The sequence below is a fragment of the Streptomyces geranii genome, assembly GCF_002954775.1.
Classification (GTDB): Bacteria; Actinomycetota; Actinomycetes; order Streptomycetales; family Streptomycetaceae; genus Streptomyces; species Streptomyces geranii.
In genome coordinates, this window is sequence record NZ_PJME01000005.1 from 207,593 (window position 1) to 223,146 (window position 15,554).

At 71.8% G+C, this 15,554-nt stretch carries 10 protein-coding genes; 9 read left to right on the top strand and 1 reads right to left on the bottom strand.

The window, feature by feature from the left end; translation table 11 throughout:
• The first annotated feature begins 43 nt into the window (after nucleotides 1–43).
• The 8 genes from CW359_RS09885 (at nucleotide 44) to CW359_RS09920 (ending at nucleotide 9,909) form a co-directional block, all read left to right on the top strand.
• A complete protein-coding gene (locus CW359_RS09885; RefSeq protein WP_232838331.1) occupies nucleotides 44–703 on the top strand; it encodes a cyclase family protein in 660 nt (219 codons plus the stop codon).
• Nucleotides 700–2,328, top strand: a complete 1,629-nt coding sequence (locus CW359_RS09890; RefSeq protein ID WP_232838332.1) for a gamma-glutamyltransferase family protein — start codon at nucleotides 700–702, stop codon at nucleotides 2,326–2,328. Before CW359_RS09885 ends, CW359_RS09890 begins: the two co-directional genes overlap by 4 nt.
• Nucleotides 2,325–4,274 carry a primary-amine oxidase gene (locus tag CW359_RS09895; protein ID WP_105969443.1) on the top strand — a complete coding sequence of 650 codons (1,950 nt, stop codon included), beginning with the start codon at nucleotides 2,325–2,327 and terminating at the stop codon, nucleotides 4,272–4,274. Before CW359_RS09890 ends, CW359_RS09895 begins: the two co-directional genes overlap by 4 nt.
• Before the next feature lie 29 nt (nucleotides 4,275–4,303).
• Nucleotides 4,304–5,656: an aromatic ring-hydroxylating dioxygenase subunit alpha gene (locus tag CW359_RS09900; protein ID WP_105969444.1), complete on the top strand. Its 1,353-nt coding sequence runs from the start codon at nucleotides 4,304–4,306 to the stop codon at nucleotides 5,654–5,656.
• 5 nt (nucleotides 5,657–5,661) lie between these two features.
• Complete coding sequence (locus CW359_RS09905; protein ID WP_105969445.1) at nucleotides 5,662–7,098, top strand: glutamine synthetase family protein; 1,437 nt, start codon at nucleotides 5,662–5,664, stop codon at nucleotides 7,096–7,098.
• Nucleotides 7,088–8,041: a PDR/VanB family oxidoreductase gene (locus CW359_RS09910; RefSeq protein WP_105969446.1), complete on the top strand. Its 954-nt coding sequence runs from the start codon at nucleotides 7,088–7,090 to the stop codon at nucleotides 8,039–8,041. The genes CW359_RS09905 and CW359_RS09910 overlap by 11 nt, the downstream gene beginning before the upstream one ends.
• Before the next feature lie 150 nt (nucleotides 8,042–8,191).
• Nucleotides 8,192–9,412: a hypothetical protein gene (locus tag CW359_RS09915; RefSeq protein ID WP_105969447.1), complete on the top strand. Its 1,221-nt coding sequence runs from the start codon at nucleotides 8,192–8,194 to the stop codon at nucleotides 9,410–9,412.
• Nucleotides 9,409–9,909 (top strand): hypothetical protein, encoded by a 501-nt coding sequence (locus CW359_RS09920; protein ID WP_105969448.1) that lies wholly within the window; start codon nucleotides 9,409–9,411, stop codon nucleotides 9,907–9,909. The genes CW359_RS09915 and CW359_RS09920 overlap by 4 nt, the downstream gene beginning before the upstream one ends.
• A 72-nt stretch (nucleotides 9,910–9,981) precedes the next feature.
• On the opposite strand, the gene CW359_RS09925 is transcribed toward CW359_RS09920, so the two are convergent.
• Nucleotides 9,982–12,096 carry a tetratricopeptide repeat protein gene (locus CW359_RS09925; RefSeq protein ID WP_107503109.1) on the bottom strand — a complete coding sequence of 705 codons (2,115 nt, stop codon included), beginning with the start codon at nucleotides 12,094–12,096 and terminating at the stop codon, nucleotides 9,982–9,984.
• Nucleotides 12,097–12,330: 234 nt separating this feature from the next.
• On the opposite strand from CW359_RS09925, the gene CW359_RS09930 reads away from it, so the two are divergent.
• Complete coding sequence (locus CW359_RS09930; RefSeq protein WP_198655161.1) at nucleotides 12,331–15,552, top strand: AfsR/SARP family transcriptional regulator; 3,222 nt, start codon at nucleotides 12,331–12,333, stop codon at nucleotides 15,550–15,552.
• Nucleotides 15,553–15,554: the final 2 nt, after the last annotated feature.

Genomic DNA, 15,554 nt, shown 5'->3' on the forward strand with positions numbered 1-15,554 from the left:
TTGGATCCACTTCCATGATATCCGCATCCAATAGGAGCACAGCATGAACATGATCCTGGATTTCGCCAAGGCCATCGATGTGTCCGTCCCGATCCACCCCGGAATGCTGCACTGGGGCCGCCGTCCCGAGCTGGAGATCGTGGAGTCCCGCACCGCCGGTGACCCGTCCAACGTGAGCCGCTGGCGCATCGGTGCCCACACCGGCACCCACATCGACGCGCCCGCCCACTTCATCGACGGCGGAAAGACCGTCGACCAGCTCGACCTGTCCGCGCTCAACGGCACCGCGAGGGTCCTCGACCTGACCCATGTGAAGGAGCAGATCACCGCCGCCGACCTGGACGCGGCCGGGCTCGGCGACGAGGAACGAGTACTGCTGCGCACCAGCAACTCGGAGGGCGTACTGCGCAGCCCCTGGAAGGCAAGGGAGTGGGTCGGCCTGGCCCCCGACGGCGCTGAGCGCCTCATAGAAGCCGGGGTGCGCACGGCGGGCATCGACTACCTGAGCATCGAGGCCGTCGCCTACACCACCCACTGGGAGACCCATCAACTCCTGTGCGCCGCCGACGTGTTGATCCTCGAAGTGGTCGACCTGCTGCACACCCCGCCGGGCGTCTACGACATGCTCTCGCTCCCCCTGCCCTTGCAGGGCGCCGAGGCCGCCCCCTCCCGGACGGTGCTCCTGCCGAGGGACGACGCGTGAGCACCGGCTCCCGGCTGATCCTCGCCGCACCGCACCCGGCGGCGCTCGCTGCCGCCGGCCGAGCGGCCGAGCGCGGCGGCAACGCGGTGGACACGGCGCTGGCCGCAGCCGCCGCCCTGACTGTCGTCTACCCCCACCAGTGTTCCCTGGGCGGCGACTTGATCGCCCTCGTCCACTCCCCCGACGGCACCGTGCACGCGATCGTGTCGGCCGGGGCAGCCGCGCAGAACGTGGACGTCGAGGCGCTTCGGGCGGCGGACGGACGGATGCCCGCGCAGGGGCCGCAGACCGTGACCGTACCCGGCGTGGTGGCCGGCTGGGCGGCCCTCGCCGAGTCCTACGGCACCCCGGGCGCCCTCGCCTCCGCCCTGCGGGACGCGGCCGACCTGGCGGAGAACGGCGCCACGGTCTCGCCGGGCCTGGCCCGCGCCGTGACCGAACGCGCCGAACAGATAGCAGCAGACCCCGGCCTCACGACCCTGCTGACCGCCCCCGACGGGTCCCCCCTCACCGAGGGCGCCCCACTCCCCCAGCCACAACTGGCCGCTGTACTAAGCGACTTGGCCGACGATCCATGGTCCTTCTACCGGGGCGAGGTGGCCGAGGCCCTCGCGGAGGGCCTACGCCGGGCTGGCAGCCCCCTGACGGCCGCCGACCTGGCGGCGCACCGACCGGAGACAGTCGAGCCGTTGACGCTGGACACGGCCGGGACGCGCTGGTGGGCGGCACCTCCACCGAGCCAGGGGGCAACGCTGCTGGCGGTGCTGGGAACTGGTGAACTCCGGTGCGATGAAGCGCCCCGAAAGGGGCGCGGGGAACTGCGCGCCCAGCCCCCACCGCCCCGCAGCCAACAACGCACCCACGCAGCCGCACACTTGGCCCAACTCTCCCAAGATGCCTCGGCAGCCCGCGACCGCCTCCTGGGCGACCCACGCGGTACCCAACTGGACCTGGACGGACTACTACACCCCGCCCCACTCGCCGGAGCCGACCCCCCGAAACCCCCCTCCCGCCCGTCCGGCGACACCGTAGCCATCACGGCAGTGGACGCCTCCGGCCTGGCGATCTCCCTCATCCAGAGCGTCTACCAGACCTTCGGCTCCGGCATCTGCGACCCCACTACCGGCATCGTCCTGCACAACCGAGGCTCGGCCTTCAGCCTGGACCCCGGCCACCCCGCACTCATCGGCCCCGGCCTACGCCCCCCGCACACCCTGTGCCCGATACTCGGCCGCTCCGCCGACCTCCTCCTCGCCGCCGGGTGCCAGGGCGGCCGGGCCCAGCCGCAGATCCTCGCCCAGACCGTGCCCGCCCTGATGGACCCGGACGCCGATCCGGCCACCATCCTGGACCGCCCGCGCTGGGTGGTCGGCGCCCGCGACATCGGCCACGAGACCCAGACCCTGCTGGCCGAGCCCGGGTCGGTCCCCACCGCCACGACCACCCTCCCGTCCGGCCTGCCGGTCGTCGTCACCCCCGGCCGCACCGACCTGGCCGGCCACACCCAGGCCGTACGACTGACCGCCGACGGCCGCCTCGACGGCGCCGCCGATCCACGCGCCGACGGCGGCACCGTGCTGTGCGGCGGCCCGGCCATCCCCGTCCCGGAAGGACACCCCGCATGAGCACCCTCGCCCCCGAACCCGTACCGGCGACCGACGCACCACACCCGCTGGACCCACTGACGGTCACCGAACTCACCGCCGCCGTAACGGTGTTGAAGGCGGACACCCGGGTCACCGAGGACGCGCGCTTCTGGGGCGTGGCCCTGGACGAGGACCACGCCCGCCACGCCGCCCCCGGCGAGCCGAGACGAGCCCGCGCGGTCGTGATCTGCCCCTCCGCACACCTCGCCTACGAGGTCGCCCTGGAACTCGGCGACAAGCCCCAGACCACCGCCTGGCGGGAGTTGGACGTACGCAGCCCGGGCTGCTCCTCCGAGGAGGCCCGCCAGGCCGCCGCCATGTGCCGGGCCGACCCCCGCTTCAAGGAGGCCCTCGCCCTGCGCGGCATCCACGACGTGTCGCTGGTCATGGTCGACCCGGAGTCGATCGGCGGCTTCGAACCGCCCGAGTACCCGGGTCGCAGGCTGACCTGGGGCAGCGTCTGGCACCGCACGTCCGAGGACGACAACGGCTACGCACGCCCGGTGCAGGGCGTCGTACCGATCATCGACATGGAGTCGATGGAGATCCTGCACATCGAGGACCACGGGATCGTCCCCCTGTCGGAGGAGTCGGGCGTGTTCAGCGCGGGCGTCGTGCCGGAGCGAACGGGCCTCAAACCACTGGAAGTTGTCCAGCCGGACGGCCCCAGCTTCACCGTCACCGGGCAACGGCTCGACTGGCAGGGCTGGTCGGTCCGGGTCGGCTTCAGCCACCGCGAGGGCCTGGTGCTGCACGACCTGACCTTCGACGCGGCCGGGAAGGGCCCGCGCCAGGTGATCCGCCGTGCGGCGGTGAACGAGATGTACGTCCCCTACTTCGACACCGCCTCCACCCAGTACCGCAAGAACTTCTTCGACTGGGGCGAGTACGGCGCGGGCCCGCTCACCAACTCCCTTGCCCTGGGCTGCGACTGCCTCGGCGTGATCCAGTACTTCGACGCGGCGGTGCTCGGCGGCGACGGCGTCCCCCGGCTCATCCCCAACGCCGTCTGTGTGCACGAGGAGGACGACGGCATCCTCTGGAAGCACCACGACGGCCGCACCGGCCGCACCGAGGTCCGCCGCTCCCGCCGGCTGATCATCTCGGCGTTCGCCACGGTCGCCAACTACGACTACGGCTTCTACTGGTCGCTGTACCAGGACGGTTCGGTGATGCTGGAGATCAAGATGACCGGCATCCTCTCCGCGACCGGTGTCACGGAGGACGAGGAGACCCCGTACGCGCGCCGGGTCGCCCCGAACGTCGCGGTCACCAACCACCAGCACTTCTTCGCCGTACGCCTGGACATGGCGGTGGACGGCACCGCCAACCGTCTGGTCGAGGTGACGGCGGAGCCGGAGACGGACCCGGACCTCAACCCGTACGGCAACGCGGCCCGCACCGTCCTGCGTCCGATCCTCAGCGAGGCGGAGGGCGCCCGGAGCACGGACCCCTCGCGCGCGCTGCACTGGCGGGTGGAGAGCACCGAGGCCCGCAACCGGATGGGCGAACCGACCGCGTACCGCGTGCACTTGGAGAACACGGCGGTGCTCCCGGTGCGCGAGGACAGTGTGTGTGCCCGCCGAGCCCCGTTCGTGGGGCGGCAGTTGTGGGCGACGGCCTACGACCCGGACCGACGTTTCGTCGCCGGCGAGTATCCCAACCAGGCCGAGCCGGGAGCCGACGGTGTGCACAAGTGGCAGGAGGAGAACCGCTCGTTGGACGGCACCGACCTGGTGCTGTGGGCCACGATCGGCTCCCACCACTTCCCGCGCCCCGAGGAGTGGCCGGTGATGCCGGTGGCCAAGGCCCGGCTACGACTGGAACCGGACGGCTTCTTCGACCGGAACCCGGCCCTGGACGTGCCCGCGCCGGTCTCCTGCCACACACCGAGCCCCTCGGCCCCGGACCACTGCTGCGGCTGACCGCGCCCCCTCCGTCAGAAAGGCGTCCCATGCGTGAGGAAGAGAACCGACGGCTCACCCGAACCGGCCCGGGCACCCCGGCCGGCGAGTGGATGCGCCGCTACTGGCAGCCCATCGCCCTGAGCGAGGAACTCGACGGCGCACGGCCCCTGGTGGCGCCGAAGGTGATGGGCCAGGACCTCGTCCTGTTCCGGGGCGACGACGGCGGACTCGGCCTGGTCGACCGCGGCTGTCCGCACCGTGGCGCCGACCTGGCGCTCGGCCGACTGGAGGACGGCGGCCTGCGCTGCTGCTTCCACGGCTGGCTGTTCGGCCGCGACGGCACCTGCCTGGACACGCCCGCCGAGCCCGCCGACAGCCCGCTCAAATCCCGGGTACGCCTGGGCAGTTACCCGGTCCGCGAGATCAACGGCATCGTCTGGGGCTACCTCGGCCCCGGCGACCCGCCCGAACTCCCCGCCCTGGACTGCTTCCAGGCACCCGCCGACCACGCCTTCGCCTGGAAGGGCCTGTTGGAGTGCAACTGGCTCCAGGCCCTGGAGGTCGGCATCGACCCCGCCCACGCCTCCTACCTCCACCGCTTCTTCCAGGACGAGGACCCCGAGGACAGCTACGGCAAACAGTTCCGGGCCGCCTCCCGGGGCACCGACCTGCCGATGACGAAGATCCTGCGCGAGTACGGCCGCCCCGACATCGACGCCGTACGCACCCCGTACGGCATCCGCATCACCGCCCTGCGCACCCTGGACGGCACCGACACCCAGGGCAACCCGATGGACGGCAGCCGCACGCATGTCCGCGTCACGCACCAGGTGTTCCCGCACGCCTTCCACATCCCGCTCGACGCGGAGACGGCGATCACGCAGTGGCACGTGCCGATCGACGACAACTCCTCCTACTGGTATGCCTTGTTCACCAGCGTCGGCGCCCCGGTGGACGCGGCGGAGATGCGTCGGCAACGGGTGGGCGCGGTAACCCTGCCCGACTACCGCCCGCGCTTCGGCCGTACGAACAACTACGGCTACGACCCGGCAGAGCAGAGGACGACGACGTACACCGGTCTCGGGACCGACATCAACGTGCACGACCAGTGGGCGGTGGAGGGGCAGGGTGCCGTCCAGGACCGTACGCGCGAGCATCTGGGCCGCTCGGACAAGGCGATCGTGATGTACCGGCGGATGCTCGGCGAGGCCGTCTCCGCAGTGGAGCGCGGGGAGAACCCCCCGCTGGTACTGCCGCCCGAGGAGGCCGCGCGGATCCAGGGTCCGGTCACGCTGGACGGCATCGGCCCCACCGAGGGCTGGCAGGAGCACTGGGCTGCCGCCACCGCCAAGCAGCGCGCCGACAGCAGCTGGGCGCGGCCCGTCGGAACGGACGGCTGAGCGGAGTGGGATTCATCGAGCGCCACGGCCTGTGGAACCCCGAACAGGCCGCCGCCGCCCAGGAGATACCCGAGCGCGCCGAGAGCGGCGGCATGAAGGTCGTACGCCTGGTCTTCGCTGACCAGCACGGCCTGCTGCGCGGCAAGACCGTCACCGTAGGGGAGCTGCCGAACGTCCTGCGCGAGGGCACCGGCATCGCCTCGTCACTGCTCGCGAAGGACACCTCGGGACGGACGGTCTTCCCCCTCTTCACCAAGGAGACGCCGCTCGGACTGCCCGAACTCCGGGGCGCCGCCGACATGGTGATGGTCCCCGACCCGCTCACCTTCCGGATGCTGCCCTGGTCGCCGGGCACGGGCTGGCTGCTGTGCGACCTGCGCTTCACCACGGGAACACCGGTGCCGTTGTGCACGCGCGGACTGCTGCGCTCGGTGCTGGAACAGACGGGCGGCCTGACCTACCGCACGGGCCTGGAGGTGGAGTTCCACCTCTTCCGGCTCACCGATCCGCGCCTGGGCACCGGCGATCTGGGTCAGCCGGGTGCCGCTCCCGAGGTGGGCATGCTCAACCACGGCTACCAGTACCTCAGCGAGCTGCGCTACGACGAACTGGACCCGATCCTCGACGTCCTGCGCTCGAACATCGAGCAGCTCGGGCTGCCGCTGCGCAGCCTGGAGGTCGAATTCGGGCCCAGCCAGGTCGAGTTGACCCTCCAGCCCGCCGACGGCCTCGGCACGGCCGACGCGATGGTGCTGCTGCGCGGCGCCGTCAAACAGGTCGCCGCCCGCCACGGCCACCACGCCACCTTCATGTGCCGCCCCCACCTGCCCGGAGTGTTCTCCAGCGGCTGGCATCTGCACCAGAGCGTGCTGCGGGACGGCGTCGGCGTCTTCGCGCCCGAGGGAGCAGAGGGTGACGAAGTCCGGCCACCTCTGTCGCCGTACGGCACCGCCTTTCTCGGCGGGCTGCTGCGGCACGCACGAGCTACTAGTGCGTTCTCCACGCCGACTCTCAACGGTTTCAAGCGTTTCCGCTCGCTGTCGCTCGCCCCCGACCGCGCGGTGTGGGGACGCGACAACCGAGGGGCGATGGTGCGGGTGCTGGGTGACGGCCCGTCATCGACCAGGCTGGAGAACCGAATCGGTGAACCGGCGGCCAATCCCTACCTCTACCTGGCCTCCCAACTGGCCGCCGGGCTGGACGGAGTTGCGGGCGGTCTCGACCCCGGCCCGGCGGCGGACGAGCCGTACGCCACCCGCGCCGAGCCACTGCCGCGCTCACTCGGCGAGGCGCTGACCGCCCTGGAAGCGGACGAGGGTCTGGCGGCCCGCCTGGGCAAGGACTTCGTGTCCTACTACGCCGGGATCAAGCGCGCGGAGATCGCCCGCTTCGAGCAGGAGGTCACCGACTGGGAACAACGGGAGTACTTCCGTGTCTTCTGACCCCTCGCCGCGTACGGAACGTCTACTGGTCAGGCAGGCCCGCTGGGTCGCCCACGAGGTACTGGAACTCCGGCTGACCCGATCCGACGGCGGCGAACTGCCCCCGTGGGAACCGGGAGCCCACATCGAACTCACCCTGCCCTCGGGACTGCGACGCCCCTACTCCCTCTGCGGGAACCCGGCAGACACCCGCGCATGGACGATCGCCGTGCACCGGGTACCCGACGGACGCGGCGGCTCACGCGAGATCCACGAAACCGCGCTGGTGGGAAGGGAGTTGGAGGTAGCAGGCCCGGTCAACCGCTTCCCCCTGCTCCCCGCCGAGGGCTACCTCCTGCTGGCCGGCGGCATCGGCATCACCCCTCTCCTCCCGATGGCCCGCGAACTCACCATGCGCGGCCTGCCCTGGCGCCTCCTCCTGGGCGCCCGCGACCGCTCCCGCCTCGCGTACGCCGACGACCTCGTCGAACTGGGCGGAGACCGCGTACTGCTCGTACCGCAGGACGAGTCGGGCCTCCCGGACCTGGCCGCCGAGATCGCCGCCGCTCCGCCCGGTCACGCGGTCTACGCCTGCGGACCGACACCGATGCTCGACGCGGTGACGTCCCTGTGCCCCACGGCGTACACGGAGCGTTTCGCCCCGGGCGACGGCAACACACAAGTCGCAGGCGCGGAGGGCGAGTTCGACGTCGTACTGAGTCGCTCCGGACTGCGTGCGACCGTGCCCGCCGGCCGTTCCGTACTGGACGTCGTGCGGGAGCTGCTGCCGACCGTGCCGTACTCCTGCGAGGAGGGCTACTGCGGCAGCTGCGAGACACCGGTCACGGCCGGGGTGCCGGACCACCGCGACACGGTGATCGACCCGTCCGAACGCGCCACCGCCACCACGATGATGATCTGCGTGAGCCGCTCCGCGTCGGCGGTGCTGGAGCTGGACCTCTAGGCCGGGACCGGCACGTCGGACGAGGGATCTCGACCTGCCTCAGGAGCCCGCAAGGTTTCCGCAAGGCCGACGCAAGCCTTCCGCCCGTCGCCCAGGGCAGGACGCCCGTACGAGGGCCTGTCCGGGCCCGTACGGACAACGGGGGACGCCATGTCGGCGTTGAGCACGAGCACGGATCCATCGGTCGCCGGACGCGAGTGGCTGACCCTGGTCGAACGCAAGACGGTACTGGTCGTCGTCCACACCCTGGCCTACGGAAAGCGGCTGCTCGGCGTTCTGCCGCTGCTGGAGGCCGACTTCAGGATCCAGGTGGTGTTCACCGCGCCGCCGCACGTCTTCGGCGACGAAGTCCCGGCCTTTCTGCGGACCTTGGGGGGAGCGGTGCTGCCGTGGGACGAGGCGATCCGCATGACGTTCGACCTCGCGCTGGCGGCGGGACCCCGGGGCGTGGAGAAGATCTCCGCGCCGCTGCTGACGCTGCCGCACGGGGCCGGTTACCTGAAGCGGGTGAGCACGGGGTCGGCGGGTGTGGCCGGGCTGCGCAGACAGGACCTCGCGCCGGGCGGCAGACTGCCCGCCGCCGTGGTCGTGCCCCATCACGCGGAACTGGCCGTCCTGGCCCGGCACTGCCCGGAGGCGGTGCCCTTCACCCATGTGGTCGGCGATCCCGTGCACGACCGGATCGTGGCGAGCCGCCCCCTGCGTACCGTGTACCGCAGGGCGCTGGGTCTCGCCGACGAGGAGCGACTGGTGGTCGTCGCCTCGACGTGGGGAGCGCGCTCGTCGTTCGGGCGATTAGAGGGGTTGCTGCCCCGGCTCATGGCCGAACTGCCCGCCGGGCGCTTCCGTTCGGCGATCCTCGTGCATCCCAACGTGTGGTCGGGACACGGCTCGTGGCAGGTGCGGGCCTGGCTGGCGAGCTGCACCCGCGCGGGCATCGCGGTCCTGGCACCCGAGGCGGACTGGCGTCCCGTGCTCCTCGCCGCCGACCACATCATCGGCGACCACGGCTCCGTCACGCTGTACGGAACCCTCACCAACGCGCCCATCCTGCTGGCCAGTTCACCGCACCAGGAGATCAACGCCTGCTCCCCCGCCGCCGCCCTCGCCCTGACCGCGCCCGCCCTCTCCCCCGCACATCCGCTGGTCGCCCAACTCGACTACGCCTCCGCCGAGTACCGGCCCGAGGAGTACGCGGCCATCGCCGCGCGCATCACCTCCGAGCCCGGGCGGTTCAACCGGAACATGCGCCGACTGATGTACCGGCTGCTGGGGTTGGGGCAACCTGCGCACGCGCCGGAGACCCTCCCGCTGCCGGTACCGCCCGCCCTGGACACCTGGGCGCACGGGCGACGGGAGATCCCGGCATGAGACGCCTCGTCACGGTCTCGGTCACGGCACGCCGACCCGCACCTCCCCCGGCCCCGTGCCCCGACCCGCCCCGCGCGCTGCTCCTCCGAGGCATCTCGGCCGGGCGTGTCCACGAGTTCACCGTCTGGGCGGGCGGCGCGGACAGCACCCGGGCGACCGGCGCCGACGAGCACCTCGCGGCCGACGCCGACACCTGCCGGGAGCACCGCTGGCTGAGCTGCTCCGACGTCCTGTACGCGAGCCGTGCACGGCCCTCGCCGGCCGCGCTGCGCTGGCTGACGGACGTCACAGCCGCGTACCCGGGCTGTCGGCTCGCGGCGGCGCCCTTGGCCGAAGGCGGCTGGGCCATACTCGACGGCACGGGACGAAGCCCGGTTCTGCTGGCCCCCCGGGTTCCCCCGGACCAGCCACTGCTGGCGTCCTGTCTGCACGCCTGGCTGGTGACGGGACACGAGGTACGGGACCTCCGGGACATCCACATGCCGCGCGGGGAATGAGGCTTCGCACCGCCCTGGCATACGAGGTCCTCGCGCGCGTCGCCTGCCAGCGCGGCCGACGCGCGCCGGCCGTCAGCGCAGGCGACGCGCGTCGGCCGGGCTCGTCACCTCGTACAGGGCGAGGGCCCGGGCGCGAAGTTCGTCGGCCATCGCGTCGTCGCCGCGCTCCCGGGCGCTGTCGCCGAGCATCTCCAGGGTCCGCGCCTGCCAGTGGGCGGCGCCCGAAGCGGTGAACGTCGCCAGGGCCTCGCGCATCTCTGCCGCGCCCCGGGGGTGGTCTCCGGCCCGGGCGTGGGCCCGGCCCAGGAAGGCGAGGGCCCGGGCCGCGTCGTGCGGGTCGGACACGGCCAGGAGGCCCTCTCGCGCGAGGGTGAAACTGGTGACGGCCCGGTCGAGGTCCTGCTCGGCGAGTGCGATCTCGCCGAGCAGGATCCTCGCGAGAGCGACCCCGCGTGGGTATCCGCACTCCGCCCAGGTCTCCACCGCGCGGTCGAGGTCGGCCACGGCCTCGGCCGGCCGTTCCTGCGTGAAGTAGCAGCCGCCGAGGCCCAGCAGCGCCTGCCCCTCGTCGCGCCGGTCGCCCGCCTCACGAGCCGCCCGGAGGGAAGCCGAGTACCACTGCACGGCCTCCGCGGTTCGGTGCGCCGCGCCCAGGCCGATGGCCCCGGAGTTGAGCATCTGCCGTTCGGCTTCGCGGTGTCCGTCGCTCCGGGCGGCGTCCAGCCCGATCCGGTGCGCCTCGATCCACAGGTCGTGGTGGCGCAGACGCAGGAACAACGGCCACATCGCGTCGACGAGTTGCCAGGCCGTGGCGTACCAGCCGCGCTCGGCGGCCAGGCGCAGCACGGCCATCAGATGGAGGCGCCGGGCGTCCAGCCAGCCCAGGGCGGCTGCGTCGTCGGCGAAGGGGGCGGGCAGCTCGGTCGGGTGCGCGTAGGTGCGGGGCAGTGTCAACTGGATGGGGGTGATGAGCCGTTGGGCCTCGGTGGCGGTCGTCAGGTACCAGTCGGCGACCCGGCGCGGGATCCGCTCACGGTCCGCGACCGTCTCCGTCGCCGTGGCACGGTCGTGGGCATGCACTCGTACCAGATCGTGGAAGCGGTAGGTGTCCGGGCCGATGTCCTCCAGCACGTTGGCCTCGACGAGTTCGTCCAGCCGTCGCTGCGCCCAGGCCGGCGACTGCGCGCAGGCCGCGGCTGCCGTGCGTACGTCGAAGGTGGGCACCGGCAGGAGGCCCAGGGCCCGGTACAGCTGGGCGGGCTGCGGACCGAGTACCGCGTACGACGCGTCCAGGGCGTTGCGCACCGTCTCTTCTCCCTCGACTTCCAGTACGGCGAGGCGGCCCTCGTCCGGGGTGAGTGCCTCGGCCAGCGCGGCGACCGGCTGCCCCGGGCGGGCGGCGAGCCGCGCGGAGGCGAGACACACCGCGAGCGGCAGACCCGCGCAGAGGGCGACGACCTCACGGACCGCCTGGAGTTCACCGGCCACGCGGTCCGCACCGGCGCCGCGGATGAACAACTCCGCCCCGGCGGCGGCGCCGAGCGCGCGGAGACGGTGGAACTCGGCCCCGTCCATGCCGAGCCCGGTCAGCCGGTGCCGACTCGTCACGACGACCAGTCCGCCGGGCCCGCCCGGTAACAACGGCCGGATCTGTGCCGCGGTGAACGCGTTGTCCAGCATCACGGCGATCCGCAGCTCCGCCGTCACGGACCGCCACAGCGAGGCCTGCTCCGCCAACTCCCCCGGCACCACGGGAGTGCCGAACGCCCTCAGGAACTGACCGAGGATCTCGCCCGGGCCCGCCGGGCCGGTCGCGAGGTGTCCGCGCAGATCGGCGTAGAGCTGCCCGTCGGGAAAGGCCGCCGAGTGCGCACGCAGCCAGCGCGAGGCGAACGTCGTCTTGCCGATGCCCGCGGGCCCGTTGATCACGATCAGCGGAGCTGGGGCACCGCCGTCCGCACGTGCCCTGAACAGCCCGTCGAGCGCGGCCTGTTCCTCCACCCGGTCGGTGAAGTGCGCCGGCACCGGCAGCAGTTGGCGGGGCTTGGGAAGCCGAGGCGATGACGCGACCTGGAAATGAACGCCGCCATGGACATCACGCGCCTGGACGGTCGGACCGTACAAGTGGGCCGCGCCGCCTATGGTGTTGCCGCCGTTGCCCAGGCACTCCTCTCGCGCCGCAGACATGCGCCCGCCCTCCCCGACCGTTGTCCCCCTGTGGCGATCAGGGCGGTCCTACCCCTGTCCCCGGCCGGAAAATGCGGGAAACCATGGATGCACAGCCTGGAGAGAAACGATTCAGCCAGCACGCATTCACATCTGGCACCACCCTCCCCTTCCTGTCATGCTCATTCCCCCATTACCAAGTCTTTTATCTCGCCGCCGTGTTCGTCGAATGGCCCAGACCCGCGGAAGGCACGGATGGAAATCCAGCTACTGGGCCCGGTGGGCCTCCGGCTTGACGGCCGGCGCGCGGAACTCGGTTCGGACCGGGAGAGAGTTCTCCTGGCCTCGCTGGCTCTTGAGGCGGGCCGTCCGGTCGCGCTCGACACCATCGTCGACCGGCTGTGGGACGGCGATCCGCCGCCGCACGCCCGCGAGAACGTGCACACCTATGTGTCGAGGACCCGCCGGCAACTGCGCCTCGCCGACCCCTCGTCCCGGCAGGCGCACCGCATCACCAACCACGCCCACACCTACACGCTGGAGACCGATCCCGGATCCGTCGACTGGCACCGCTTCCAGCACCTCGTGACGGAATCGGGCGGCATCGCGCCCACCGGGGACGACGAGCGGACGGCCGCCCTCCTCGACCGGGCCGAACAGCTGTGGCAGGGCGAGGCGTTGGCGGGGCTGCCCGGCCTGTGGGCCGAGACCGTGCGCCGGACGCTGACGGAGCGACGGCTCAGAGCCACCGTCTCCCGGTTCGCCGCCGCCCTGCGGCTGGGCCGTTTCGCGGAACTCACCGCCGAGTTGTCGGCCCTCGTCGAGCGGCACCCCGGCGACGAGACACTCGGCGGCCAGCTGATGCTGGCGTACTACGGCACCGACCGCTACACCGAGGCCCTCCGCGTCCACCAGGAGATCCGCCAGTTCCTGATGACGCAGTTCGGATCCCGGCCCGGCGTCGAACTGAACCGTATCCACAGCGGGATCCTCGACCGGCTGCCGGCCGCCGACATCGTCCGGAGCAGCGGACCACCGGTCCGTACGGCTTCGGCTTCCCGCCCGGCAGCCGACCGAACGTCGCCCGCGGTCCCCCGCCCGCCCCGGAACCTTCCGCACCAGCCCCCGCTCGTGGGCCGCCGGACGGAGCTGCGGGCCTTGGGCGCGGTGGTCGAGACGGCGACGCGGGACGCCACGGTGATCAGCCTGGAGTCCGTGAGCACGCTCAGCGGCATGGCCGGGGTGGGCAAGACCGCCGTAGCCGTGCACGGGGCGCACCGGCTCGCCGAGAGGTACCCGGACGCGCAGCTCTACCTGGACCTTCGCGGCCACTCGCCGGTCGAGGAGCCTCTGGACCCCGACACCGCCCTGGCCACCCTGCTCCGGCTGCTCGGCGCTCCCGCCGAGACCATTCCCCTCGAACTGGAGAACCGCACCGCACTGTGGCGGACCATGCTGGCCGACCGCCGGGCCGTCATCGTCCTGGACGACGCCGTGAGTGCCCGCCAGATCCGGCCCCTGCTGCCGGGCGGTTCCCGCTCCCTGACCATCATCACCAGCCGACGCCATCTCACCGGCCTGCCGCACGCCCGGCACATCCCGCTCGACGTGTTGCCCGACGACGACGCCGTGGCACTGTTCCAGGTGTTCGCAGGTTCGGAACGCACGCACGACGTCGAGGAGATCACGCGAATCGTGCGGCGATGCGGGTGCCTGCCGCTCGCGATAGAGCTGGTCGCGAGCCGTTTCCGCGCCCACCCGTCCTGGACACTCACCACGCTGGCCGACCGCCTCGCCCGTCCCGAGGGCCGACTGGACGAGATCCGGGACGCGGACCACGAGGTGAAGCACGTCTTCGACCTCATGTACCAGACGCTCTGTGCCGAGGACCGCACGGCGTTCCGCCGCCTCAGCCTGCACCCCGGCCAGGACTTCACGACAGAGGTGGCAGCCGCCGCGCTGGACCTGCCGACGGCTGTCGTGGAACGCACCCTGGAATCACTGCTGGCCTCGCATCTCATCCGCGAGCCGGCCCCGGACCGCTATCGGTACCACGACCTGCTGCGCGAGTACGGCCGCTCCAGGACCGTCATCGACGACACCACGCAGGAGCGGTCCGACGTCCTGAGCCGCCTGATCGACTTCTACGCGGCGGCGGCCGACCGCGCCGACCGGCTCGCCTACCCCCGTCGTACGCGGTCCACCCCGCCGTCCGACCTTTCGCGGTACGGGATTGCGCACCGGCCCGACGCCGATGCCGCGCGATCCTGGTTCGCCGCCGAACGAACCAACCTGCTGGCCGTGGAGGCGTACGCCCGCGGCCACGACCGACCGGGCACCGCCGCACGGCTCGCCTACGCCATGGCCGGATTCCTCAACGCCGAGTGCCACTGGCAGGACGCGCACACCGTCCTCCACCCCGCCGTGGAGTACTGGTCCCACGCCGACGACCCCGCCGCCCTGTGCCGCGCCCTGTCGCATCTGAGCGCCGCGCACGCGCACACCGGTCGCTACCCGGAGGCCGCCGAAGCCGGGGAGCGCGCCCTGGACCTCGCCCGCGCGACCACGGACGTGGAGGCGGAGGCCGAGGCACTGCGAACGCTCGGCACCCTCCACTGGCACCTGGGCGAACACCGCAGTGCGCTCGTCCTCTTCCAGAAGTCGTTCGGCCTGACAGCCTTGTCCGGCGATCCATGGGACAGAGCCCGCGGCTACAACAACATCGCGGTGACACTGCTGTTCCTGGGAGAGCACGACCGAGCCCGGGAACACTTCGAGAAAGCGCTTACGGGATTCACGGAGGCCGGCGACCACACAGCACTCGGGAAAACCCTCAACAACCTTGGCGACTTGGCCATGCGCGTCGGGAACCTGGAGTCCGCCCGCCGCTCTTTCGAGAGGTCGCTTCTCTACCTGGAGCGGTCGGGAAACCGATACGACCGAGCGACCGTACGCGGGAGTCTGGCCGATGCCCTCATCGAGTTGGGCGAGACGGACACGGCTGCGGCGGTCTATCAGGAGACCTTAGTCGAATTCCGGGCCCTCGGGGACCAGAAGAGCCAGGCCGACACGCTCATCGGACTGGGCGAAGCGCATCGCAGAGCGGGTGACATGCCAGAGGCGGAACGGCATCTCACGGACGCGCTCGACATCGCCCGCCGCATCGGCGCGACCCACCAGGAGGCGCAGGCCCAACGGCGCCTGGGCCAGACCCACTTCACCGCAGGTCGGCACGCCTTCGCGATCCATCACCTGGACGCGGCGGCCTCCCTGGCCGAGCGCATGCACGACGCCGACGAGACGGTGCAGGCGCGGCGAGCCCTGGCCGAGGCGCAATTGGCGTCGGGCGCTCCGGCCGCCGCACGGGCTTCACTTAAACAGGCGTTCGAAATTGCGCAAATTCACCAACAGGGAGAGGCAAACGCGATCCGCACCCGCCTCGCGGACATCGACGGGGAGTCAGAGGCAATACAGTAGGC